Below are 24950 nucleotides of genomic sequence, written 5' to 3'. Positions count from 1 at the left end.
ATATTCGCCGTTATGTACCAGCTGCTGTAAAACAGCCGATAAAGCACCATCCAGACGCTGAAGGACGTATACCCGCTGATCATGTCCGCGATTCCGCAGACAATACCCATCCTGAACCTGTTTTCTGGATCAGGGTTTTTGCCGGTTATTCCTGCGGCATACATGATTACCTCCAGAATTACCGCACTCACAGACAGCGTTATGAAAGTGATCGGGGTGAAGCTCCCGGTTATAAAGCCTCCCAGCAGGAACCTGACCGTCATAAAAAGGCTTACAACTCCGGGTTTTGGGATCAGGACAACAAGAGAGGTAATGAGCATGTAAAGAAGGATCTCATAAAAGAGGCCGGTAAACAGGAAACTGAAAGGCCCGAATACCGCATGGGACAGCTCCCACAGGATTGTCATTGGAAGGTTTATGGCTGCAAAGGAAACGGTGCCAAAAAGGGAGATCAGCACAATGTTACGGGTTTTAAATCCGGCCATTATTTCTTTTGACCTTGAGAAAAAGAGGCTTACTGCAGTCAGTCCGACCAATGTGGAGGCAAATGTAACCATTATGGGCCCCCATTTTCTTGAGATCGCAGTTATTTTCTGGTCCTGTGTCACTGCGACCCAGTCACTGCCTGTGATTTTTACCTCTACTCTCAGCAGATAGTCTCCACCAAGCGCATTGTCCGATATGTAGATCGGGAGGCTTACCAGCGAACTTGAGCCCGGAGGAAGTGTTAACGCGGCATAGCAGAAAGTATCTGCTTTCATCCCCATCAGGGCGGGCTTGAAGGCTTTTACAGGCTCTCCTGTCTTAATGTCAAGGATATCATAGGTGATTGTGACGGGGACTGTACTGTCTCCTTTATTGGAAACTTCCACTCCCATAAAGGTTGAAGTGAGTTCCTCCCTGCTGATCTTGAGGTCCGTAACCTTAAGCAGCTTTTTGATGACAGGCGACGTTTCCCGGATAACCAGGGTATTGGAAGGGCGGCTCGGGTCTCCATATCCATCCTCATCTGACGGTATTATCAGTGCGGAGACTGAAATCTCATCTGCAACTTCCTCTTTTGAAGCAACCCTGAGCTGGGTTCTGCGTACAGTGCTATGTTCATTCCCCTCAACATCAATAACAGCGGTTGCAGTTATGTTGTAGGTTCCGGAAGGCAGATCCTCTGGAATGTAAATATCCAGCAGCCTGTACCAGTCTTCATACTCGGTCTGAAGAGAAAAGGTATGAACAGGCGTTTCCCGGAGAATAAAACCTTCAGGTAAATCGAGCTCCACCGTCACATTCATGTTCCCGTTATAATAGCTCTCAAAAAAAACATATGCGGAAAGGTTGCTGCCTCCTACTGCAAGTCCGTTCCCTTCCACGCCGTGCGGGACTTGAAGTATGAATGAGGTCATTTCTTCCGGGTCAAAATCCTCCTGAGCCCGGACTGCTGCCGGTTGCAATGCAAGAACCAGTACAAGGAGGAAATAGGCTATGTTTTTCATTCCGCAGCCCTTTTTATTTGAGGATTTTTCGGATTTCCTGCATCTTTTTATCCCAGTCGGGAACATCTTCAAAGCTCATGATGTCCACAGACCCGCCCTGAAACTCTCCTTCTCCTGCCAGCTCTTCCATCCAGCTCTCGATTTCAAGGTAGGAGTTTTTAAGCTCTTCCAGAACATCGGGATCCGGGTTCCAGAGACCTCTTGACTGCGCTTCAAGGAGCCTGCGTACCATCTCTTCAAGGGCATAGGGGTTGTTTTCTTCAAAGAACCTGCGCATTTCTTCATCAAGAACGAATGTCTTTGTTATGTCATCAAAGATCCAGTCGTCCACTTCCTGAGTGGAAGCTTCCCAGCCGTAGACTCTTCCAACCCTTTTAGAGATGTCCTGTGCACCTTTATACCCGTGCTGTTTCATGCCTTCGATCCATTTCGGGTTCAGGAGCCTTGTTCTTACCACCCTGCGCATTTCATCCGCCATGTCCCGGACTTCAACGTGCTGAGGTTCTCTCGTATCCCCGAAATAGACCCTTACATCTTTTCCCGAAGCCTGCTTTGCAGCAGCCGTGAGCCCTCCGTGAACCCCAAAGTAACAGCAGCAGCCCAGGAGATCGTACTCATCGCTGACCACTTTGTTAAAGGTAGCGTCAACAGTCTTCAGGCTCGAAGCAAGCTGGGTGTGAGCCACTTTGCCTTTAACATCTTTTCCGTATGCATAACCGTTCCAGTAAAGGAAGATGTCTGCCAGGTCCTTTTCGTCCTTCCAGGCACTTGCATAGACTGCGAGCTGCACTCCTGCCGAATAGGTTCCGGGTTTGCTTGAAAAGATCCTTAACGTAGCTTCTCTTGCATCAGCTCCTTCTTCAAGCATCCTGAGGCTGTGTTTTCTTGGATAGTTCATCTCCTCAGGTTCGTCAAGAGAAGCTACAGCCTGGATTGCTTCGTCTATTATTTCCATGCAGTTAGGGAAATTGTCCCTCAGGATTCCTGAAACTCTTACAGTAACATCAATCCTGGGCCTGCCCAATTCTTTAAGTGGAATAACAGAGAACCCTTTCAGGTGCCCGTTGCTGAGCCAGACAGGTTCGACCCCGAGAAGGCTCATTATCTGCGCCATTCCTTCCCCGTCAGCCCACATGACATCGTTTGCCATCCAGTAAAAGCCCACATTCTCAGGGTAACGGTTCTCGTCTCTGAGGTGTTTGTTGATCAGCACACCCGAAAGCTGCTGCCCGACCCTCCATGCAGCTTTTGTAGGGACCCTTCTGGGATCAAGAGAATAGAAATTCCTGCCTGTGGGCAATACATCATCTTTTCCGCGCATGATTAGCCCCGAAGGACCCGCAGGAATGTATCCCCCTTCAAAGCCGTGCAGAAGGGCTTCGATCTCCAGAGAAGCATCAATTCTGGACTCAAGGTCAAGGATCCTTTCACAGATTTCAGAAGCTTCCTGAATAAAGGCAGGGTTTATGCCCTTCCCTGAAAAAATCTCTCTGATTATCAAGGACGGTTCTTTTTCCGGGTTATTTATGAATGTCCTGATGAAATCTTTTGAAAGGGAATCAATTTCTTCAAGCCTCTGACCATTTGACTTCCCGTTTTCTGAAATCCTGCTCTGGTCTGAGATCAGTTCGTCAAGGTCAAGCCCCATAATTTCCGCAATCAGCCTCCGTATAGAAACCTTATTTCCCTGGTCATCATACCTTAAAATGGAGTTTATGAACTCCACTTTTTTCTCGCCTTCAGGAATCTGCCCGAATATGTGCATCCCGTGGTGGATCTGGCTGTTCCTTATCCTGCTGAGGGCTTCATGAGCTTTTCTTATTATTTCTTCAAAAGGAGTTTTATGGTCTGCTTTTATCTCGGAGTCAAGGTTCGATTTTTTGATCTCGTCAAGTATCAGGTGTTTTAGAGCGTGCGACCTTCCTTTATCGTGTTTTACCTGGTCGTATTCCCCGAGCAGCCTGTCAAGTTCTGCAAGGCTTTCATAAAGTCCGCTTGCAGTTATGGCTGTCTGCATATGGTCAACCAGGCAGGCAAGGCTCCGGCGTTTGGCAATCGTTCCTTCGGGAGGGTTGTCTGAGTTGTAGATATAGAGGTGGGGAATTGTCCCGATTGCTATGTCCGGGTAGCAGTCTTCCGAAAGCCCCACTCCCTTTCCGGGCAGGAATTCAAGGTTTCCGTGGGTTCCAACATGCACGAGCACATCGGCTCCAAATGTATTTTCAAGGTACCTGTAGGTCGCCAGGTACTGGTGGGTTGGAGGGACATCAGGGTCATGAAGGATTTTGCAGACCCTCCCATCACACCTTGTTCCTGAGCATCCGCGTTTTGGCTGTACGCAGACCACAGCATTCCCATACTGCACCCCTGTGACAACGATTTTATTTTCATAGACCATTGCAGCAGGGATGCCGTTGACCTCTTCTCCCGGAGGGTTTCCCCAGCTCTCAATTACCCTCTGCCTGACAGCCGGGCTCAGGGTGTTGAAAAATTCCTCATATTCTTCTTTTCCCACAAAAGCGAGAGTTCCGCCGTTCTTTACTATCTCGTTTATGGGAGTCCACCTGAACTCGGAAATTGCTTTTCTGCTCAGGATTGTGTCTATCAGCTCCTTGCCGTCCCGTGGAGGATTGACAGCATATCCTGCCTCCTGCATACGGTTCAGGATTCCTGCCAGGCTTTCAAGGGAATCAAGGTTGGCAGCACCTCCTACCGAGCCTTCAACTCCTGTGCAGGGTTTGTTGTGGAGGATAAAAGCGACTTTTCTGTCGTCGACAGGTTTTTTCCGGAGTTTAATCCATTTCAGGACCCTGGATGCAAGTTTTGAACAGCGGTCCTCTATAGGAAAACGCCCCATGTAGTTTTCTTCCACTTTCCCTGCGCCTATTATGATGGGCTCAATCCCGCCCTCAAACTCAGGCAGAGCAACACTCCAGCCGATCTCGGTGCTCAAGCCCTGCGACTCCTTCCACTTTTCTATAGTCATATAGTGTGAAATTACAGGCTGGATAACAGGCACGTCAAGTCTTTTCAGTAACTCTACACCCTTTGCTGCACATGAGGCTTCCCTCTCTTTTGCCTTGCTGCTGGCAATGAAGAATGGAGAGAGTTTCACAAGGCAGTCTATGATGGGTCTGCCGTCTTTCATAAAATATGATTCTATGACCTCTTCCATGCTCCTGCTTCCAAGTTCCTCGTCTTTCAGAGAGTATGCAAAAACAGGGATGACGGATAAGCCCAGGTTTTCAAAATCCTTTATCAGAGCCTTCTCAATCTCAAGTTCGTTATTTACCCAGGAGGTCCTTGAGATGAGCAGCCCCACTGTTTTGTCTTTAAGGGGTCCGTACCAGTCAAGGTACTCCTGAATATCCGGGAACATTTTTTCGGCATCAGGGTGATAGAGTCCGTCCCAGGGTATTTTTTCAGGAGGATTTGTTTCTATTTCAGCCCCGAAAACCTCTTTTAAGAGGTATCTGAGCATGTTGCTGAAGTTTTCTTCCCCGCCGTAAATCATATATGAAAAACATGTGGCTGCGATTTCGAGTTTTACTGATGAAAGAGTGAAACTTGAGGGGTTGCTCCCTACACAGATTACTGGTCTCTCTGCTTTTAGCGGTTCAATCCTTTTATAGAAATCTTCCCAGAAGGGGTTGGCTATGTGATAAAGGAATATGGCATCAGCATTCTCACAAGTGGTGAGCACGCTTTCAGCTTCTTCGGGGTTTTCTTCGAGGATTTTTGAGTAGTAAGCCTCAAGTTCTATTCCTAATTCTTCTGCTGCCCTTAAAAGGGTGGGAATGTATGAATTCCACGTTACTGAAACGATTTTCATACTTCCTCCTCAGCTCAGGATATGAACTTTATATTCTCCGAGCACTGTGCCGTCTTCAAGCCTTGAAGGAGCTTCCAGGGCTGCAATATACCTGCCGTCAGGCGAGATATCGGCAGCCACCGTTATCCCTTCCGTATTGTAAGTCTGGATGAGCCTAGAGCTTGCACCTCCACTTTTTGATACATCAAAGACATATACTCCGTGTACGCTTCTGTCCTCTGTTACCAGGTTCTGGGCAAGCGGAATCACAAGGTAGCGGTCGTTAAGTGCACACTCTCCTGCATAGCCGTCCACTCTCCATTTCCAGAGCAGGCTACCGTCATAATCATATGCAAAAAGACTGTTTCCGCTCGGATGTTCAAACGGAGCGTCCTTGTTTTTATCTTTGGAGAAGGTGCTGCCTATTGAAAAGATCAGGGTATCATTAACAATGTAAGCATAGTTCGCACTGCCGTAGATGGGAACTCCGCTCACGACTATCGGGGTTGAGATGTTCTGCTCCCATGCAATTTCCGGGGTTCCGGTTTCGATGATCTCGGAATTATTGAATAAAAATGCCCTGCCGTCGCTTGTCATTGTTATCAGCTTTTCCCCGTCAGGAGTGATCTGTGTGCTGTACCAGATTGCGGAATAGTCAAAAAACGGCTCAACCGGATCTATATGGTAGCTCCATTGTTCCTCTCCCGTGTTTCCGTTCAGGACATGGACAGTTCCTTCTTTCCACTTATCTGCTTCTGTAAAACAGGTGGTGCCAAAAACAGCGTATTTACCGTCAGGTGTTGCATCAATCCATGTAACTCCCGAGTCCATGGTTTCTGAATCCGGGAATTTCCAGCGCAGATTTCCTTCAGGATCAAAGGAATAGACTTTTGCCAGGTATTTGTATTTCTCACCAATATAGCCGCAGGCTCTGCTGGCAGCGACGTAGATATTTCCTTCGGAATCAAGCTTTATTTTTTTCATGGCAGGCATGTACTTGAGGTCTGAGCCAAGCTCCGTGCCTGCCCCAAATTTCCAGATTTCTGTGCCATTAACATCAAAACAATAGAGAAAAGCGTCCGGGCTTTCTTCTCCCACAAAAAGGCGTTTGCCGTCTTTTGAAAACTCTATGTCTGCAATTCTTGCATCGGCTATCCCTTCAACGAGCTGTTTTTCCCAGACCTTTTCACCTGTTTCAAGCTCTATAAGTTTCAGAGAGCCTCCGTGGGTTCCGATTGCAAGGTATTTGCTGTCAGGAGAAAATTTCAACGCACCTTCTACATTCTGCGAGGTTTTGTCTATGGGTCCCGGAGTTACATCTTCAAGTTCTATGGTATATTCCTCTTTCAGGGCAGGCTTTGACGGGGCATATGCTTCAATAGTGCTTGACGCCCCTGAACCTGTAATCAGTTCAAACCTGTATCGGGCTTCTGGAGTCCAGTCAAAGGAAGCAAAGACATTGTCTTCTGTTTCTCCAATCTTCTCAGAAGCTATCTGTTCTTCTCCAGAGTAAACCCTGATTTCCGAGATCTCTGCCGTACTTTTCAGAGTAAGAAGAGCTCCAGTCCTTGAGAAAACTACCGAGTCTATGTGCACTCCTTCTGAGTAACTGCTTATTCCCTGTGTGTCCTGCATCCCTGATTCCGAATCCTGAAAAGATGCATTGCTATCGGATTCCTGGCTTTTTTCAGCGCATCCCGAAGCCATTAAAATCACAATAAGCAGGACTATCAACGATTTCCATTTCATTCTCTCACCTGACAATTATTAACCTGTGTTTTCCGGTTACATCACCATTTTCGAGCTTCAGAGGGACTTCAACTGCGGCTACGGTACAGTCTGAAGAAACCGCGGCATTCACAACAACTCCTTCGGTATTGAAGGTCCAGACCAGCTTTGAGTTCCCGTTTCCGGATTTTCGGGAATCGAATACATGGACTCCGTGGACCCGGGTATTGCCTGATGACGTATCTTTTCCGACTGGCAGGACAATGTACCTCATATCAGGGGAGCAAAAAATACCTGCACAGCGCCCGCCGAGGCTGTATGTCCAGGAAGTTTCTCCTGTCTCCACATCAGATGATATGAGAGAATTTTCAAGGGGGTGCGCCATAGGGACGTTTCCGGGATAGTATGCAGGAAGTGTAGCTCCTGTAAGGTAGAGTATTTCATTTTCCGATGCGATTTTCGCGTCTTCGCCATAAGTGTAGATGACACTTCCTTCCAGCTCTTCCGGAGTTGTCACATTGGACTGCAATTCTTCGGAGTACCATTCGGATTTTCCGTCTCCTGGTCCCTTCATCTCGGAATCGTAAAACAGGTACTTCCTTCCGTCTCCTGTACAGGCAGTTATCATGGAGCCGTCATCTGAAACATCAAGTCCGTGCCAGACTGCGGCAGATACAAAATAGGGTCTTAGAGGCGGGATTTCATATTTCCAGCGCAGGTCTCCGCTTTCGTCCACAGAGTAAATGACTGCACTGGTTTCAAGGGAATTTGTCCAGTCCCCTGCTGAAAATACGACATTTTTTCCGTCCTGGCTTGAATCAATCCAGTTTACACTCAGAGGGTAATTTTCGGCAGCCGGGAGTTTCCAGGAAAGGGTGCCGTCCGGGCTGAACCTGTAAACCCTTGAAGCCAGCTCATACCCTGAATCTTTCCAGTATCTTCCTGCTGCAATATACACAGCGTCATCGACAGCCGTTATTTTGTATATACAGGGCTGGTTTTTGAGGTCCTTGCCGGTTCCCAGGTCGTTTGCAGTTTTGTAGCTGTTTATTTCCTCTCCTGTGCCGGCATCAAGGGAATATATGAAGCCGTCAGCGCTTCTCTCTCCCACAAACAGGTACTTTCCGTCTTTTGAAAAAGAAAGGTCTGAGATATTTCCTTTGAGAGTCTTTTCCCAGAGCACGCTTTTATCTGCCACTTCCAGGACTGTAAGGTTTTTTCCTGTCCCTGCAGCTACGTATTTTCCGTCCGTACTGTACCTTACACAGTTCTGGGCGTTTGACCGTCCCTCACTTATGTTTTCCGGGGATATGTCTCCAAGGTCATACTCCCAGTAAAGGTAAGGTGAAGACTTTTCGTAAGATGCCGTATTTATTTGCTCACTGCCTGAGCCTTCTCCTGCATTTTCATCGCTCTCATTTGAAGATGTATTGTCTGAAGATATTATGTCGGAAGATACGCATCCTGAGCAGACTAAAAAAATAATTGTAAGTATGAGTACTGGTGTAATACTGCTTATTTTCATTTCCAGGCTCCTCTGGTTTTCAGGCTCTTTTGATTGGTTTTATTATTGGCCGTAGATTTTCAGGTCTGATATTCTCAAACTGTTCATGTGCCCGGTGCTGTTGTCTCCAAGCCCCGCACTCATTCCCACAACCCTTATATTTTCAGCAGGGCCGCAGTACCTGGTATAATCCGCAATGAGATCTCTTTCAACCGGGCCCATCTGAATCCCTGCGATTAAAACGGAAGGAGAAAAGCGCCGCCTGTTTTCCTGGTCCCTGTAATAATCTCCTTCAGACTGCGGGTTTCTGCTCCCTGCTGCAACATAGTAAATGGATTTATGATCGCTGAATGAGACCTTTAACCAGAGGCTGAAGTTATCTGTGTCCTGCCCGTTCCAGCTCCAGGAAATCTTTCCTGGAGACAGGCTTACATTTTTATTCCATACTCCTTCCCCGGTCTGTGAAGAGTTTTGAGTTTCCAGATAAAGTGTGCTGTCTCCGCATCTGAGAAAGTCTCCTTCAATACCGGATCTGTCCTCAAAGTTTTCCTCATAAACTATCTTTTCAGTTGATACTGTTTGAAAATACAGCACAGCCATAACTGCAAAGAGCAGAAATACTAATCCCATCGCAGTTTTTTTTCCGGAGGGCATGAAAAAATATCATTTGGTTTTGCTTAATAAATATTTCTAAATAATCTTAAATTTTGCAAATATATTCATACTTACTTTAAAATTATGGCTAATATTTAGAACTAATTTTAAGAATTATATTTGCAAAAAATAAACTTCAGGTTTTTATGTCAATCGCAAGAACTAAATTTTTTCCAGTTTACTTTTTAACTTTTTCGCTATCAGTAATCATTTTTAACTGTCTTTTTATCAAAAGGAAAAAGATTCAAACTCAAAAATAAGTTTCATTTAAGTCTTTTTCTCATAGGTATCTTTGTTTTTTCAAATCAAAAAAACGAAAGGATTATTTAGTAATACTAATGTTGCCATTCTTATGGATAATATTTGTAGTAATCACTTAATTTTACGATTTATTCATGTTGTTTTTTTCTTACTAATGGTTTTATTTATTACCATTCCAGTAGAAGGTGCTATTGAGCAGAGGGGGCAGATACTGAATATCTCAGCAGGAGATCATCACATCCTCAATGCAGAAAACTTTCCGGGTTTTTATTATTCCGCCACTTCCGGGACATATTATGAGTCTCTGGAACTTACTTTTTCAGAAGACGGGTTTATTGATTCCGGAGATGCGGTCTATACCTGCAAAATCACCTCCGGTTACACTGCTTTTTTCGGGAAGAAATATAAGGTTCTTGAGGACGGGCTGATCAGTGAAAGCCTTATCAGCTCTGGAAGCCGTGATCTTCAACGGGGAAATGATTTTGACCTCGGAAACGGCTGTAAACTGGTTCTTGAAGGTGTAAACGGGAATTACGCCCTGCTTGACTTCCAAAAAAATTCTGTTTCGATTACTAACAAAACCATAGAAGAAGGCTCGAAATTTAACTTCACAACAGAGGTCAACGGCACAGAATATGTGATCCTGGAAGGAACTCTCGAAAAGGTTCTTGACAGCAAGGATCCCATTGTGCGCCTTAAAAGCGTAAACCATTATTCGGATATGCCCATCAGGATCGAAAAAGGAGACGAATATGGCAGGTTCGAAGTCACTGCGGTTACGAACAGGAGTATCGAGTTGAAAAACAAAGCACCTATCTGGATGCAGCCAGGAGATTATATAACAATTCTTGAAGACCTGATTGATTTTAGAGTTGCTGATAATGTGTATCGGGCCTGTTCTTACAACATGACCGAGGATACCATAAAATCGTATAAGATCAGGGGTACATCCTTAACTGTAAACCGCTCTGATTCTTCTCCCGATTCCTGCAACTGGACAGCCGATTCTTTTGGTATGCTTTTCTATGACCCTGAATACGATATCAGTACCGAAAGAATCGAGATCTCTCTTGATACTGGAAGTGACTCTATCCCGGAAGGTTGTCTGGTTTATGAATCCCTGCCAGTTAAGGTCGCATATGAAAACCCTGAAATGGCGGACTATGGAGTGGAATGGTTCAATCAGGGATATTCCGTACTTGGCTGGAATGGTGAAGAATATGCATATCTCGGAACTGACAACGGGATTGTAAATATTCTTCTGGAAGAGGACGATAAAATACTCTATCCCGGTGAAGAATACGACCTGAAAGAAGGATATACCCTTAAAGTGACTGACCTTGATTCGGATAATGCCTGCCTTACTCTTTCCAGAAACAACCTCCCGGTTTATTCAAGCATAATCTCCCCAGGCAAATCGGCGGACCTGGGCACTCACACCTTCCTCTACAAAAAGGAATTAAACGGCGTTGAAGTGCCTCTCTTTTCAGTATATGTTGACAGTGTTATGCAGGGCGCGGAACTCTCTGCTGTTAACCTGAAATACCTTCTGCACTTCTCTGACAGCCCTCTTGAATTGGATTACGGAAAGAAATTCGGAGAGCTTACGGTTGTTGAGACTTATCCAAAACTCAGGCTCGAAAATAAGGACGTAGTCTTGCCGGGGTCGGAAATCAATGTGACGGAAGAAATTCGGATTGGACTGTTTGAAAAGACAGGTTCTGGAAAGCGTTCCCTGACCTTTTACCCTTTCATGAATAAGGTGGAAAATGCGGAGTCTATCCTTCCATCCGTTTCGAGCTGGTCCATACCTGCCATGAGTATCGAAGAATACCTGATAGGTGCCTGAAAATACACTGAGGCAAAACCATGAAGAACCACAATATTGCTGTCTATCCTTTTACTGCTATAGTCGGGCAGGAGAGAATGAAAAAAGCTCTTGTCTTGAATCTCATCAACCCTAAACTGGGCGGAGTCCTTATCCGGGGAGAAAAAGGCACTGCCAAATCAACCGCAGTCCGGGCTCTTGCCAACCTCCTGCCTGAAATCGAAGTTGTTGAAGGCTGCAAATTCAAATGCAGCCCTGAAAACCGAAACGAACTGTGTGAGGAATGCCTTGAAAAACTAAAAGACGGAAGCCTGAGGGTTTCCCGGATAAAAATGAAGGTAGTGGACCTTCCAGTAAGTGCAACCGAAGACAGGGTTGTCGGAACCCTTGACATCGAACATGCCATAAAGAAAGGGGAAAAACGATTTGAACCTGGTGTGCTTGCAATGGCGCACAGGGGCATCCTGTATGTGGACGAAATCAACCTTCTGGATGACCATCTTGTGGATGTGCTCCTTGATTCTGCGGCAATGGGAGTAAATACTGTTGAACGCGAAGGGATTTCTTACTCCCATCCTGCGAACTTTGTGCTTGTAGGTACCATGAATCCAGAAGAAGGAGAACTCAGACCTCAACTGCTGGACCGCTTCGGCTTATGTGTGGATGTAAAAGGCATCAACGATGTGTCCAGAAGAGTTGAGCTTATAAAATACAGGCTCAGTTATGAGGCAGACCCTGAAGCTTTTGCAGCAAACTGGCAGGCTGCCGAAACAGAGCTCTGCGGACAGATTCTTAATGCTAAGAAGCTGCTTTCCGAAGTCAGGATTTCGGATGACATGCTTGAGCTGATCAGCCAGATCTGTGTTGATATGGGGGTCGACGGGCACAGGGCAGACATCACGATGATGAAAGCCTCAATAACCCTTGCAGCTTTTAATGGAAGAACAGATGTCTATGAAGAGGACGTAAAAGAAGCTGCAGAACTGGTGCTCTCTCACCGCATGCGCAGGAAGCCTTTTGATTCCCATTCCAACAAGCAGGACAAACTGGACGAAAGCATTGAAAACCACAGGGAAAAACAGAAAGAAAAAGAAAAAAATAAACAGGAACCGCAGAAGCAGGAACGTAAAGAAAATCCTGAAAAAGCTCACGAACATCCCGGAGAACAGCAGCCGGAAAACAAACAGAACCAGAATGAGGAGCAGCCTGATGCCTCCTCAGAAACTGTTTTTGCTGCAGGGGATACCTATCAGGTAAAACAATTATCTCCCGAATTTATAAGGGCTGACAGAAAAGGGTCAGGAAGACGCAGTAAAACCCTTACCAGCTCCAGACAGGGCAGGTATATAAAGAGTACAATTCCCCACGAAAAAACCACAGACATTGCATTTGATGCTACTTTGAGGGCAGCGGCTCCCTATCAGCTCACACGGGAAAAGAACGGAAATTCCATAGTAGTTCATGAATCCGATTTTCGAAAAAAGGTCAGGGAGAAAAAGATCGGCAACCTTGTTCTTTTTGTGGTGGATGCCAGCGGTTCTATGGGAGCCAGGCAGCGCATGGTTGCTTCCAAAGGGGCAGTCCTTTCAATGCTTATGGATGCCTATCAGAAGCGGGACAAAGTCGGGCTTATTGCTTTTAAAGGGAATAGTGCAGAACTGCTGCTGCCTCCGACTTCCAGCATTGAACTGGCTCAAAAGTATTTACAAGAAATGCCTACTGGCGGAAAGACACCTTTATCCAGAGGGCTTGTTAAAGGGTATGAGGTCATAAAAGCTGAACTCCGGCGTGATCCAGATACCTGCCCATTTATGGTCCTGATATCTGACGGCAGGGCAAATGTAAGCATGAACGGAGAACCTCCCCTTCAGGAAATAACTGCGGTGGCTTCCAGGTTAAGGGAGGAAGGCATACAGTCTGCCGTAATTGATACGGAAAGCAGTATGATAAGATTCGGTCTTGCACAGCAGATATCTACGGCCCTTGGAGCTACATACTTTACTTTAGAGAATTTAAAAGCAGATTCTATAGTTGATGCCGTTCGAGCTTCAGCCCCTTTTGAAATTATGCCGCAGTCAGGCTCTTTTTCTGTTTGAGTTTCCCGGGGCTGCCTATTTTTCGCATCTGGAAGGCTTTTTTAAAAATCAGATCCTATTTCTCAAAAATACAACAAAAGCTATATGTCTACCTTAAGCTGTAAACCATCCCTATGGATTTTCAGATCTTGGATGCAGATTACGAAATCGTTGACAGTAGTCCTGTCATCCGCCTCTTCGGCAGGGGTGCGGACGGAAAGAGTGTATGCTGCTTTGTCCCGGATTTTGAGCCTTACTTTTATCTCAAGGCTTCAGGAGACCTGCACGCTGTAGCAAGGCTCATAAAAGATACTTTTGAGCAGGTCAAGAAGGTCGAAATCGTCGAGAAATTTGAGCCTGTAGGATATCAGAAAACAAAGACAGAGATGCTCAGGATTACCACCAATCTGCCGAAGGATGTTCCTGAGATCAGGGGCGAGATTCTGAAGATCCAGGATGTTTTGAAAGCCGGAGGCGACTGGCAGGTCTATGAAAGTGATATTCTTTTCAGAAACCGTTTTTTAATTGACCGGGACCTTGGAGGGATGGTCTGGGTTTCTGCAGAAGGAAAGCCGGTTGATCCTGTCAGGTACTTAAAGGCAGGTTCTGCAGGAAATTCCCGCTGCGAAAAGTTTGCATGCGATATTTCAATCCTCGGGTCTGAGTTAAAAAGGATTGAAAACCTGAGCATTGCTCCCCTGAAATACCTTTCTTTTGATATTGAGTGTCTGCCCCTTGATGGAGGGATGCCTTCTCCGGATGTCTCGCCCATAGTCATGATCAGTTTCTCTTTCGAGCCTGAGTATAAAGGGCATAAGACCCTTATCCTGCTGGCAAAACCTGCTGAAGGCATGAACGGCGATGTCTTCCCCTGCAAAGACGAAACAGAGATGCTGAACCTCTTTTTCGAGATTTTTTCCGAATATGACCCTGATATTGTTGCAGGATATAACCACCAGGATTTTGATATTCCTTACATAACGGACAGAGTAAAAGCCCTCACTGCAGAAGGGAAGGTGATTAATCCTGTTGTCGGAAGGGACGGCAGCCATATAGGTTATAGAAAATTCGGGCTCATCACACGGACCGAGGTTAAAGGAAGGGTGGTTGTGGATGCTCTGCCGCTTGTAAGAAGAGCTTTCAGCCTGAAGCAGTATACTCTGAGGGCCGTCTCAAAGGAACTTCTGAGCCGTGAGAAACTTGATGTACCTCCTCTGGAAATGGAAGAGTACTGGAACGACTCCGGGGAAAAATTCCGGAAATTCGTTGATTATTCACGCAGGGACGCCGAGCTTGCCCTTGAGCTTGTCCTTGAGCTGAGGCTTCTTGACAAATATATTGCCCTTGCCCAGGTAAGCGGGAGCCTTCTCCAGGAGATTGTTGACGGGGGCCAGACTTCCATGGTCGAGACCCTTCTCCTCAGGGAATTCGGGCTGAGGGACAGGGTAATTCTTCCAAAGCCGGGAGACGAACTTTCGGCAGAAAGGTATGACATGAGTTCTGACCTGAAAGGCGGGGAAGTGCTGGAGCCGAAAAAAGGACTTCTGGAAAATGTCCTGATTCTTGACTACAAGTCCCTTTATCCGACCATCATGATGGCTCATAACCTCTGTTACACAACAGTTGTGACCAGGGACAGGCCTGATGTGGAAACTATAAAACCCCCTTCAGGTGGAGAATTCGTGCCTCCTGAGGTCTACAGGGGAATTGTGCCTTCTATTCTTGAAGACCTGCTTAATAAGAGGGGAGAAACAAAGAAGAGGATGAAGCGGACCTCGGATAAAGATGAGTACCGTGTACTTGATGCGACCCAGCTTGCAATAAAAATCCTGCTGAACAGTTTTTACGGTTATTCGGGGTATGCCAGGGCAAGGCTTTACAGCCTGACGCTTGCAAACGCCGTAACCAGCTTTGGAAGAAGCAATATTCTCAATACCCGGGACCTGATTAATAATGGTATAGGAAAAATCGTCCTGAGGGACTCGGCAGCTTTACTTCTGAAAGAAGCAGGAGAAATCTCTCCTGAGGACAGAATAATTGAACTTTCAGTTGCTTACGGGGACACAGACAGTGTTTTTGTGCACTGCAGGTCAAAGGGCGATCTTTCCCTTGAAGATGTCAGCCTTGTAGGGGACAGATTATCAAAGATTGTTTCGGCTTCTCTGCCGGACCCAATGGAACTTGAGTTTGAATCTATTGCAAAACGCGCACTGCTCATCGCAAAGAAGCGTTATGCTCTCTGGCTGTTTGAGCCCAGAAACTCGGGCTGGGAAGATAAAATCAAGGTCAAAGGTATGGAAACCGTTCGGAGGGACTGGTGCGAACTGACATCAATCACTCTTAACAAAGTTCTTGAACTTGTGCTCATAGAGGGCGCCGTTGACAGGGCTGTAGAGCATGTGCGTCAGGTGGTCAGCGATGTCAGAAACCTTGATCCAGGAAAAGATGCCGGGATTATCGAAAAACTTGTCCTTACGCGGACCCTTACCCGGAAAACGGACAGCTACAAAAACAGGCAGCCTCACCTGACAGTTGCGGAAAACCTGAAAAAACGGACAGGGGTCATGCCTTCGATAGGGACAAGGATTCCGTTTGTTATAGTTGCAGGAAAAGGACTTTTTGTAGACCGCGCCGAAGACCCTGACTACGTCCGCGAGCATAATGTGCCTATTGATGTCGATTACTATGTTAAAAAGCAGATTCTGCCTCCTGTAGAACGCATACTGGAAGTGTTCGGGGTCAATGTTTCGTCTCTTGACTTTGACTCAAAACAAAAAGGCCTCTTTGATTTTGAAGCAAAGAAGCCCGAAGTGAAAAAACAGGAAAAACAAAAGTCTTCTCAAAGAAAACTCACAGGAATAGCTCAGGAAGAGAAAGCCCAGTGTCCGGAAAACGGACGTGCAGAGCAGCGTTCATTGTTTGATTTCTGACCCACCCGAGTTGCGCCTCGGGAGTACGCTGTTAGAATACTCTCTTGCTAACTCAAGCAGACTACTTTATGGATAAGTTAATGGATTCTAACAACGAACTGAGATCAAGAGAACTGAATACAATCTCTCTCTAGCTCACTCGGCTTTATTCTCTGTAAGAAACTTTTCTTAAGCAGAGTCGAAGACAGACTGGCGTTGCGGTATATGCCTGCGGGATAAAAATGTTTGTGGGCTGGAGATGTATTTTCGGGGCTTAATATGCTTCTTTTTCCGTCTGCAGGGATTTAATTTTCTATTTCTGTAGCCACTGGTTTAATTATATATTTTATATACTTGGTATATAGTTAGATATTTTTATGGTTACTTTTTATTTGTATATACTCACCCATATTGTATATGGCGAATCCTTATATATTCCTCTCTTTTTATTATCTTCTGTACTGGAAATCATTTTAATGACAATAAATTGTTAGTTTATTATTATTTAATGGAGTATGTGTAATATGGTAAACAAATTAAAAACATATGCAGTCCTCACGTTACTGGTGTTTGGACTTGTATTTCTGGGAATAGGATGTGCTGAAAAGAATAGTGGAGATTCTTCCCAGGTTGAAGAAACATCTTCCGATGCAGTTCCTGAGACTGAAACTTCTGCAGCCAGGTCACAGAGCATTACTCTGAAAGGTTCAGATACTGTTCTCCCCCTTGCTCAGGCTGAAGCTGAAGAATTCATGCTTGAAAACTCTGATAAAAGCGTAACCGTCACCGGTGGCGGGTCAGGTGTCGGGATTACTGCTCTCATCGACGGTGAGGTAGATATTGCTACGGCATCCAGAGAAATTAAAGCCGAAGAAATAGAAGCTGCTAAAGCAAACGGCATCAACCCTGTGGAGACAACCATTGCTTATGACGGCATATCAGTTATTGTAAATCCTGAAAACCCTGTTTCTGAACTTACCTTTGACCAGCTTCGCGGCATCTACAATGGAACTATCAGCAACTGGAAAGATGTTGGAGGCGAGGATCTGAAGATTGTGGTGATTTCAAGGGACAGCAGTTCCGGAACTTATGAGTACTTCAAGGAAGAAGTATTACAGGGGGATGAATACAGAGCTGATGCACTTACTCAGCCTGCAACAGGCGGAATAGTGGGAGAGGTTTCTCAGAACCCCAGTGCAATAGGATATATCGGTGTTGCATACCTTGATGAAAGTGTCAAAGCCTTAAACCTTGATGCTGGAAACGGTTCTGAAGCTCCAACTTCTGAGAACATCCTCAGCGGCGCGTACCCGCTTTCAAGATCTCTTTACTTCTACACCAATGGGGAACCTTCAGGTCTCACAAAAGAATTCATCGACTTTGTACTGAGTGAAACAGGACAGAGCCTGGTTACTGAAGTAGGATACTTCCCTGTAGAGAAATAATTACAATAAATCAGCAGTAACAAAAGTTACTTCAAGGGAAAAATATGTTTAACTGGAATTATAAGGAGAAAACGATTGAATCGGTGCTCTTCTCGGTAAGCGCCCTTACGGTCGTCATTCTTTTCCTTATATGCCTTTTTTTGTTCAGGGACAGTTTGCTTCTTTTTAAAGACACTTCTCTTCTGGATTTTCTCACAGGGAAGTTCTGGTACCCCACATCCGTTAACAGGCAGTTCGGGTTACTGCCCCTCTTCTTCGGTTCTCTGATTGTTACTGCCGGAGCAATCCTTTTTGCAGTGCCTCTGGGAATTGCTTCTGCCATTTATATCTCTGAAATTGCACCTCCAAAGGTTGCAGATGCCCTGAAACCTTTTATCGAGATCCTTGCCGGGATTCCTTCTGTAGTGTTCGGGTTCTTCGGGCTTGTCATCCTGGTTCCTGTCGTGAAGGATCTTTTTAACCTGCCTACCGGGCAAACTGCTCTTACAGGTTCCATTATGCTTGGAATAATGGCTCTTCCTACGATAATTACCATTTCTGAAGACGCCATAAGCTCGGTCCCCAGCGCTCTCAAGCAGGGTTCGCTTGCTCTCGGGGCTACGAGGTGGCAGACCATCTACAAGGTCATAGTCCCTGCAGCCCTTTCAGGAATTTCGGCCGCCGTAATGCTCGGCATTGGGAGAGCTATAGGAGAGACGATGACTCTCATGATGGTGACCGGCAACACTGCAGTAATCCCTTCTTTTCCCGGGGGCATTCTGGACCCTGTAAGGACGATGACTGCCACAATCGCGCTTGAAATGGGTGAAGTTCCCCAGGGAAGCGCTCATTTCCATGCTCTCTTTGCGGTCGGGACCGTGCTTTTCATCATAACTTTCCTGATTAACCTGATTGCGGATTCGATCAAAAAACGATACAGGTTCAAGGTGGACTGAAAGTGGAATTGAGTTCTAAATCAAATGAAAACAATCATAAATCTATTCGGGTGCAGGGCGGATTGAATATGGGATTGAACGCAAGAACCGGTGAAAAAATCGCCTTTGCCCTGCTCACCCTTTCAGCAATGACAGTGGCCGCCTTTGTTGTGGTTATCCTTGCGTATATCATTTACAACGGGTACAGTGCAATCAACATTGAATTCCTTACTGAGATGCCCCGCATGAGAATGACTCAGGGGGGTATCTATCCTGCAATCGTAGGTACTGTTTATCTTATCATAGGGTCGATGGCTGCAGCCCTTCCAACCGGTATTATGGCTGCCATATATCTAAATGAATACGCAGGAGAAACCCGCACCACATGGCTTATAGAAATGGCGATCAGCAACCTTGCAGGAACTCCTTCTGTAGTGTTCGGGCTTTTCGGGCTGGCACTGTTTGTTAAGTACTTCGGTTTCGGTTCTTCTTTACTGGCTTCCTGCCTCACCCTTTCCCTTCTGATTATCCCGGTAATTATCCGTTCTACCCAGGAAGCCCTGATAGCAGTTCCTAATGAATATCGAGAATCTTCACTTGCTCTTGGAGTCAGCAAATGGCAGACTATCAGGCATGTGGTACTGCCTGCAGCCATACCGGGGATTATTACAGGTTCAATCCTGAGTATCGGAAGAGTTGCAGGGGAAACTGCTCCTATTCTTCTGACCGGTGCTGCCTATTTCCTGCCAAGGCTGCCTGACTCGATCTACTCTGAATTTATGGCTCTCCCTTACCATCTCTTCGTGCTTGCAACTTCCGGGACTAACATCACTCAAACCAGGCCCCTTCAGTATGGGACGGCTCTTGTTCTTCTGATGATTGTGCTGGGACTGAACATTATAGCGGTTCTTATCCGCAGGCATTACAGGCAAAAATTGAAAATTTGATTAAATCCCGAACAAAATCTCAAGTTTGGAATCTTCAAAGATAAGTATAGAATCTTCAAAAATTATCAGGTTCATAATAATTGGGGTCAATAAATGACTGAAACTATTCAAAACGTAGCTCCGCCTCATATTATAGTAGAAAACCTCAATCTGTGGTATGGGGAAAAGCAGGCTCTTAAAAACATATCCCTGCAGGTTCCCAGAAACAGTGTAACTGCTCTAATAGGACCTTCTGGTTGCGGCAAGTCTACTTTCATCCGGTGCCTTAACAGGATGAATGATCTTGTTAAAAACTGCAGGATCGAGGGTAAAGTGTTAATCGAAAACGAGGACATCTATGGAAAAGGTGTTGATGTTGTTGAACTCCGAAAACAGATTGGAATGGTTTTCCAGAAGCCTAACCCTTTTCCGATGTCAATTTATGATAATGTTGCATATGGGCCGCGTATCCATGGCGTAAATAAGAAGGATATTGACGGGGTTGTCAGGGATGCACTTCGTTCGGCTGCTCTCTTTGAAGAGACCTCAGACAGGCTCAAATCTTCTGCTCTTTCTCTTAGCGGCGGGCAGCAGCAAAGGCTGTGTATTGCAAGGACTCTTGCAGTTAAACCCGGAATTATTCTTTTCGACGAGCCTACCAGCGCTCTGGACCCAATTTCCACTGCAAGGATTGAAGACCTTATCATGAACCTCAAAAAGGATTATACAATAGTAATCGTAACTCATAATATGCAACAGGCAGCCAGAATATCTGATTATACGGGTTTTTTCCTTATGGGGGAGCTGATCGAGTTCGGCCAGACAAGGCAGATCTTCCACAGCCCGAAGGAAAAGAGCACTGAGGATTACATCACTGGCAGGTTCGGGTGATCAAAATGGTCAGAGAACGATACCTTCAGCAGCTGGATCTGCTTAAAAAGTCCGTACTTTCTCTCGGGGAAATGTCTGATCTGATCTTCCGCGATTCCATGGAAGCAGTTATAGATCTCAATGTAGAGCTTGCCAGAAAGACTCTTGCCCTTGAGCCTGAAGTAAATAAACTCGAGGAAAATATTGAGGCCTCTGTTTTCGACCTGCTTGCGCTTCAGCAGCCTATGGCGAGTGATCTCCGGCTTGTCGTATCCGCACTTAAGATCTCAGCGGACCTTAAAAGAATCGTGGGGCTTTCAATTAATATTGCTAAAATCCCCGGAAAATTCGAAGGCGGCCATATAAAGCCGCTTATAGATACGAAAAAAATGGCTGACATTGCAGCAAATATGCTTGAGAATTCCCTAAAAGCCTTTGAGACTCAGGATGTCGAACTTGCAAGAGGGATAGCATCCCGGGATGAAGAGGTCGACAGGCTCTTTTATGCAGTCTGGGTTGAATTGATAGAAATGATGGCAAAAGACACGAGCATTATTTCCAAAGCCACATATTTGCTTTTCCTTATCCGTTATATTGAAAGGATTGCGGACCACTGCTGTAATGTATGTGAAAGCGTTGTTTACCTTGCAACGGCTGAGCGCATTAAACTGAACTAAAAAATTTTACTTCTCTATTTTTCTCTTTTTTCTTTCATTTTTGTCTGGATTTGGTTTTTTATTTTCTCCCTTTATTAACTTCTTTTTCGTTCCCGGTTCCCAATTCCTGCTTATGTACATGCTTTAAGTATGTTTTAAGCATATAGACGCCCATGCCTGATATTCATATCAAAAATACGAGAATTTACTATAATAACTCACTTCAGCCTGCCGAAATCATTATTGAGGGCGGAAGGATTACAAAAATAGGGAAAGATTTCCGGGTCTCAAGTTCGGATATGGTAATAGATGCGAAGGGAGCACTTACCCTGCCAGCCGGAATTGATGTGCACGTTCATTTCAGGGAACCGGGCATGACCCTGAAAGAGAACTGGTACACAGGCTCATGTGCTGCAGCTGCCGGAGGGATTGCTACTGTTATCGACCAGCCGAACACCATACCTCCTACAACGGACAGGCGCTCTTTTGAACAGAAGCTCGAACTTGCGCTGAAGAAATCCATTGTAGATTTCGGGATCAACGGGGGTGTAACAGGGAATATAGAGAAGCTCAAGGAGCTATGGAGGCTGGGTGTTACCGCTTTTGGGGAAATTTTCATGGCTGAGTCTACGGGTGGGCTTAACATCAACGAAGAAGACTTTGAAGAAGCCCTTGTTGAGATAAAAAGACTCGGAGCCCTTGCTACTATCCATGCTGAAGACGAAAAGATGCGCCTTGAACTGGAGCAGCTATTGAAAGGGGAGGTTTCCTGTGATTATCATTCAAAGGTGCGCCCGAATGCATGTGAGGCATCGGCTGTCCAGAGTGCTCTTGAACTTATTTCCAGGCTCGAGGTAAAGGCACATTTCTGCCATTTAAGTACTCTTGAAGCTGTGGGTATGATCCGGAAAGAAAAGTATCTTGCAAAAAGAGACAAGAAGGCACCTCTTTTTACATGTGAGGTCACTCCTCATCACCTGTTTCTTTCTACAAGGGACTGGGAAAGGCTCAGGTCTTTTGGTAAAATGAACCCTCCTCTGAGGGGAAGCCACAGCATCAAAGCGCTTGTAAACGGGCTTAATGACGGAACTATTGACATGGTAGCTTCAGACCATGCGCCGCACCTTGAGTCTGAAAAGGATGTGGATATCAGGGCTGCTCCGTCGGGAGTTCCCGGAGTTGAGACTCTTATGCCTCTTATGCTTGCGGCAGTCAGGAAAAATATCCTGCCTCTTGCACAGATGATAATGGTTACAAGCTGGAACCCTGCTAAAGCTTTTGGACTGGACCGCCTGGGAAAAGGCAGGCTTGAAGTGGGTTTTGATGCGGACCTTATGATAGTGGATCCGCGAAACCTTCAGCCCATAAGAGCTGATATGCTGCACAGTAAAGCTGGATGGACACCTTTTGAAGGTATGGATGCGGTCTTTCCGGAGTATACTCTGTCTAGAGGTGAGGTAATCTGGATGGAGGAGTCCATTAACGCTAAGCCAGGAAGGGGCAAGTTCCTTGAAGGCAGTGGAAAAAGATCAGAAGAAGACGAAGAAGACTACGAAGAGACCGGATCAGATTAAGGTTCCGGAACTCTCCTTCCTATTAATTTTTTCAATAAAAGTCGATTGAGTCAAGCTGCGAGCGCAGCAGTTCCTGGTGCTTCTTTTCAAGGAATTTGTAGACTGCGCCGTGAGTAGCTCCGTCGAGCAGCATCTTTATGGCTGTCCTTATTATGGTGTTCTGTTCGGGGTGGCCGAGTATGGATACGGTTTTTCCGTACACGGAAATCTTGACATTTATCAGGGTTTCCGCAAGCTCTCTGGTTCTCCCGTTTCTTCCTATAATCCTGCCTTTTATGCGCTGGAGCTCTTTAGGAGTGGAGGCAACATCGGAAAGGTCGATCACTTCGAGCATCAGCATTTCATCATCAAGGATTTCAAAGGCTTTTTCGGGACTGAAACCTCTTCCTATGGCTTTGAGGGCTTCAAGAATCCTGAATTCTTTTAATGGATCTTCCTCGCAGGTCACATCGACTTTTCCGCTTTCGCTGTCGATTTCCAGATGGCATGAGGTTTTTTCCTCTATGAACTTCTTTGTTTCTCCTTTCGGGCCGATGATTACTCCGATTCTATCTTTGGGGATTTTGACATACTGAGTCATGTTGTTTCCGCCTGTATTTTTGAAATCAGTTCTTCAGGTTTGTCCGTGATCCCGTAGCGGCCGAAGAACCTGAGTATATTTAGCACGTCTCTATAGAGAAACTCTCTGGCATTGGGATGTTCCAGTGTTACGGACTGCCCCATATCGATAAATATCGGGGTCTTATCTGCCGGATCAATAAGAATATTATATTCACTCAGGTCAGCATGAACAAGGTTTGCTTCTTTATAGAGGAGGCGCATGTATTCAACAATTCTGTCATATACATTTTTTGCCTCATTGTCCTCCAGAGGCGTATTCTTTAGCAGAGGATATGGTGTCTTTTCTTCCCCCATAAACTCCATGATAAGAATATTTTTCTCAGCAATAATCGGTTCAGGCACCCGTACTCCCGCGCTCTTTGCACGCTTCAGGTTCTGCAATTCCTTGCGCGTCCATGCAAAAATAATATCTCGTCTGTTATTTCGAATGTTCGTGAAGCGAGGGTCTTTCATAATATAGGCGTCCATTGCCTTGAATGTGCTGCTGGCCATTCTGTATATCTTTATTGCCAGTTCTTTTTCCTCGCCTTCAGCATAGAAGACATTTGCTTCCTTTCCAGTACTGATGGCTCCTCCCATTGATTTTATGATTCCTTTATTGGAAAGGGTATAAAGGATTTTAAGGGTGGGAACATCAAATACGTTCTCTTCCACTTTCAGCTGGTCAGAGTCTTTTTCTCTTGCCCGCGCTTTGTCTTTAGCGCTATCGATGCGCTTTATTTTTTTGTCCAGATCCCTGCTCATATTATCCTTTCAGGTATCCTTTCCTTTCAAGCCAGTCTACCTGCGGCCTTGTGTATTTCCATATTACGTCTGCCTTTTCGTTCTGGAATTCCCATGGAACGGCAATAACGACGTCTCCTTCTCTGATCCAGGTTTTCTTTTTCATCGAGCCTGGAATTCTTCCCATACGGACAACTCCGTCCATACAGCGGAGCCTGAGTCTGTTTGCACCAAGGAGACTTTCGACGGTTGCCAGGATCTCATTGTTTTCTCTGCGCGGGGTGCGTACTCTTGTTACTGTCTCTTCTGTGCTGGGGCCGGTTCTTGATGTAGGTTTCTTTAAGTCTGCCAGTGTGATACCTCGTTATATGTAATTTGTAATTATTATTTCATTTTTTATTTTTATGCCTTTAAATATCCTATATCTCTTTTTTTTGGGTTTTAAGGTTATTCGTCGTGCAGCATTCAACTTCTTGCTGTTATTTTAATGCTGCGCTTTTCTGCTATGTTTTAAGCATTTCTTATTATTATTTTTTTCGAAGTCGCATGTGGAGCGATAGGTATATATATTGGATGTGCCTTTGTATGTCTCACGCGCAAAACAAGCGTGCGCCGCTCTCGAATTACAATTCCAGAGCAGGAATTCAGGGATTGAAAAAGCAAGATATCATAATCTGTTATGTTTCTTTTTCTTTACAAAGTTCTCTGAATAATAAGCTTTATATACTATGATTGGTGTATATGTGCTTCCAGTCTCAGCATGAGTTTTTTTGTGCTGGTTGGTTTTCTCATAGTCTTATTGGTTGAAAATCCTTCTTTTCAATCGGGAACGTCGATACCTTTAAATACTATGAGTGCGTAACTATAACTTCCTGCATCATAAATGCAGAATTACTACTCATTAAAAATGGAGTCAGGAGTTATTTCCTGACTGACGAGGATTTGTCGGTTCGGTTAATTC

General features: G+C 45.4%; 17 protein-coding genes. 9 read left to right on the top strand and 8 right to left on the bottom strand.

Annotated features, from left to right (window positions below):
• From PLL47_RS10750 to PLL47_RS10730, 5 genes are all read right to left on the bottom strand, one after another.
• The coding region (locus PLL47_RS10750) for a hypothetical protein (RefSeq protein ID WP_324446200.1) at positions 1 to 1490 on the bottom strand (1490 nt) is incomplete at its 3' end.
• A 13-nt stretch (positions 1491 to 1503) separates the two neighbouring features.
• Positions 1504 to 5322, bottom strand: coding sequence for a cobaltochelatase subunit CobN (gene cobN, locus PLL47_RS10745; protein ID WP_324446199.1), 3819 nt, complete (start codon positions 5320 to 5322; stop codon positions 1504 to 1506).
• Between the two features lie 9 nt (positions 5323 to 5331).
• Positions 5332 to 7050 (bottom strand): WD40 repeat domain-containing protein, encoded by a 1719-nt coding sequence (locus PLL47_RS10740; RefSeq protein ID WP_324446198.1) that lies wholly within the window; start codon positions 7048 to 7050, stop codon positions 5332 to 5334.
• A 4-nt stretch (positions 7051 to 7054) separates the two neighbouring features.
• Positions 7055 to 8554 carry a WD40 repeat domain-containing protein gene (locus PLL47_RS10735; protein ID WP_324446197.1) on the bottom strand — a complete coding sequence of 500 codons (1500 nt, stop codon included), beginning with the start codon at positions 8552 to 8554 and terminating at the stop codon, positions 7055 to 7057.
• A 42-nt stretch (positions 8555 to 8596) separates the two neighbouring features.
• The gene (locus tag PLL47_RS10730) at positions 8597 to 9187 is read right to left on the bottom strand and encodes a hypothetical protein (RefSeq protein WP_324446196.1); all 591 of its coding nucleotides are present in this window, start codon (positions 9185 to 9187) and stop codon (positions 8597 to 8599) included.
• 415 nt (positions 9188 to 9602) lie between these two features.
• Here PLL47_RS10730 and PLL47_RS10725 point away from each other — a divergent pair, with 415 nt between their 5' ends.
• From PLL47_RS10725 to PLL47_RS10685, 9 genes are all read left to right on the top strand, one after another.
• A complete protein-coding gene (locus tag PLL47_RS10725; protein ID WP_324446195.1) occupies positions 9603 to 11297 on the top strand; it encodes an MA0829/MM1976 family S-layer protein in 1695 nt (564 codons plus the stop codon).
• 20 nt (positions 11298 to 11317) lie between these two features.
• Positions 11318 to 13372, top strand: a complete 2055-nt coding sequence (locus PLL47_RS10720; RefSeq protein ID WP_324446194.1) for a putative cobaltochelatase — start codon at positions 11318 to 11320, stop codon at positions 13370 to 13372.
• 113 nt (positions 13373 to 13485) lie between these two features.
• A complete protein-coding gene (locus PLL47_RS10715; RefSeq protein ID WP_324446193.1) occupies positions 13486 to 16281 on the top strand; it encodes a DNA-directed DNA polymerase in 2796 nt (931 codons plus the stop codon).
• 503 nt (positions 16282 to 16784) lie between these two features.
• A complete protein-coding gene (locus PLL47_RS10710; RefSeq protein WP_324446192.1) occupies positions 16785 to 17705 on the top strand; it encodes a PstS family phosphate ABC transporter substrate-binding protein in 921 nt (306 codons plus the stop codon).
• Between the two features lie 44 nt (positions 17706 to 17749).
• Positions 17750 to 18640 (top strand): phosphate ABC transporter permease subunit PstC, encoded by an 891-nt coding sequence (pstC, locus tag PLL47_RS10705; protein WP_324446191.1) that lies wholly within the window; start codon positions 17750 to 17752, stop codon positions 18638 to 18640.
• Positions 18641 to 18708: 68 nt separating this feature from the next.
• The gene (gene pstA / locus PLL47_RS10700) at positions 18709 to 19566 is read left to right on the top strand and encodes a phosphate ABC transporter permease PstA (protein ID WP_324446202.1); all 858 of its coding nucleotides are present in this window, start codon (positions 18709 to 18711) and stop codon (positions 19564 to 19566) included.
• Between the two features lie 93 nt (positions 19567 to 19659).
• A complete protein-coding gene (pstB, locus tag PLL47_RS10695) occupies positions 19660 to 20436 on the top strand; it encodes a phosphate ABC transporter ATP-binding protein PstB (RefSeq protein WP_324446190.1) in 777 nt (258 codons plus the stop codon).
• A gap of 5 nt (positions 20437 to 20441) precedes the next feature.
• A complete protein-coding gene (phoU, locus tag PLL47_RS10690; RefSeq protein ID WP_324446189.1) occupies positions 20442 to 21092 on the top strand; it encodes a phosphate signaling complex protein PhoU in 651 nt (216 codons plus the stop codon).
• Positions 21093 to 21244: 152 nt separating this feature from the next.
• Positions 21245 to 22645, top strand: coding sequence for a dihydroorotase (locus PLL47_RS10685; protein WP_324446188.1), 1401 nt, complete (start codon positions 21245 to 21247; stop codon positions 22643 to 22645).
• A 31-nt stretch (positions 22646 to 22676) separates the two neighbouring features.
• Here the strand turns inward: PLL47_RS10685 and PLL47_RS10680 are convergent, their stop codons facing one another.
• The 3 genes from PLL47_RS10680 to eif1A are packed head-to-tail and all read right to left on the bottom strand — an operon-like array spanning position 22677 to position 24347.
• Positions 22677 to 23225, bottom strand: a complete 549-nt coding sequence (locus tag PLL47_RS10680; protein ID WP_324446187.1) for a KH domain-containing protein — start codon at positions 23223 to 23225, stop codon at positions 22677 to 22679.
• Complete coding sequence (locus PLL47_RS10675; protein ID WP_324446186.1) at positions 23222 to 24010, bottom strand: serine protein kinase RIO; 789 nt, start codon at positions 24008 to 24010, stop codon at positions 23222 to 23224. The genes PLL47_RS10680 and PLL47_RS10675 overlap by 4 nt, the downstream gene beginning before the upstream one ends.
• A gap of 1 nt (position 24011) precedes the next feature.
• Positions 24012 to 24347: a translation initiation factor eIF-1A gene (gene eif1A / locus PLL47_RS10670; protein ID WP_324446201.1), complete on the bottom strand. Its 336-nt coding sequence runs from the start codon at positions 24345 to 24347 to the stop codon at positions 24012 to 24014.
• Positions 24348 to 24950 lie beyond the last annotated feature (603 nt).

This window comes from Methanosarcina sp. (genome assembly GCF_035390745.1).
Taxonomy (GTDB): Archaea; Halobacteriota; Methanosarcinia; order Methanosarcinales; family Methanosarcinaceae; genus Methanosarcina.
This window is presented reverse-complemented; position numbering and strand designations above follow the sequence as displayed.

Coding starts and splice junctions, on each gene's coding strand:
- cobN (WP_324446199.1), bottom strand. CDS start 5,322: ATGAAAATCGTTTCAGTAACGTGGAATTCATACATTCCCACCCTTTTA.
- PLL47_RS10740 (WP_324446198.1), bottom strand. CDS start 7,050: ATGAAATGGAAATCGTTGATAGTCCTGCTTATTGTGATTTTAATGGCT.
- PLL47_RS10735 (WP_324446197.1), bottom strand. CDS start 8,554: ATGAAAATAAGCAGTATTACACCAGTACTCATACTTACAATTATTTTT.
- PLL47_RS10730 (WP_324446196.1), bottom strand. CDS start 9,187: ATGCCCTCCGGAAAAAAAACTGCGATGGGATTAGTATTTCTGCTCTTT.
- PLL47_RS10725 (WP_324446195.1), top strand. CDS start 9,603: ATGGTTTTATTTATTACCATTCCAGTAGAAGGTGCTATTGAGCAGAGG.
- PLL47_RS10720 (WP_324446194.1), top strand. CDS start 11,318: ATGAAGAACCACAATATTGCTGTCTATCCTTTTACTGCTATAGTCGGG.
- PLL47_RS10715 (WP_324446193.1), top strand. CDS start 13,486: ATGGATTTTCAGATCTTGGATGCAGATTACGAAATCGTTGACAGTAGT.
- PLL47_RS10710 (WP_324446192.1), top strand. CDS start 16,785: ATGGTAAACAAATTAAAAACATATGCAGTCCTCACGTTACTGGTGTTT.
- pstC (WP_324446191.1), top strand. CDS start 17,750: ATGTTTAACTGGAATTATAAGGAGAAAACGATTGAATCGGTGCTCTTC.
- pstA (WP_324446202.1), top strand. CDS start 18,709: ATGGGATTGAACGCAAGAACCGGTGAAAAAATCGCCTTTGCCCTGCTC.
- pstB (WP_324446190.1), top strand. CDS start 19,660: ATGACTGAAACTATTCAAAACGTAGCTCCGCCTCATATTATAGTAGAA.
- phoU (WP_324446189.1), top strand. CDS start 20,442: ATGGTCAGAGAACGATACCTTCAGCAGCTGGATCTGCTTAAAAAGTCC.
- PLL47_RS10685 (WP_324446188.1), top strand. CDS start 21,245: ATGCCTGATATTCATATCAAAAATACGAGAATTTACTATAATAACTCA.
- PLL47_RS10680 (WP_324446187.1), bottom strand. CDS start 23,225: ATGACTCAGTATGTCAAAATCCCCAAAGATAGAATCGGAGTAATCATC.
- PLL47_RS10675 (WP_324446186.1), bottom strand. CDS start 24,010: ATGAGCAGGGATCTGGACAAAAAAATAAAGCGCATCGATAGCGCTAAA.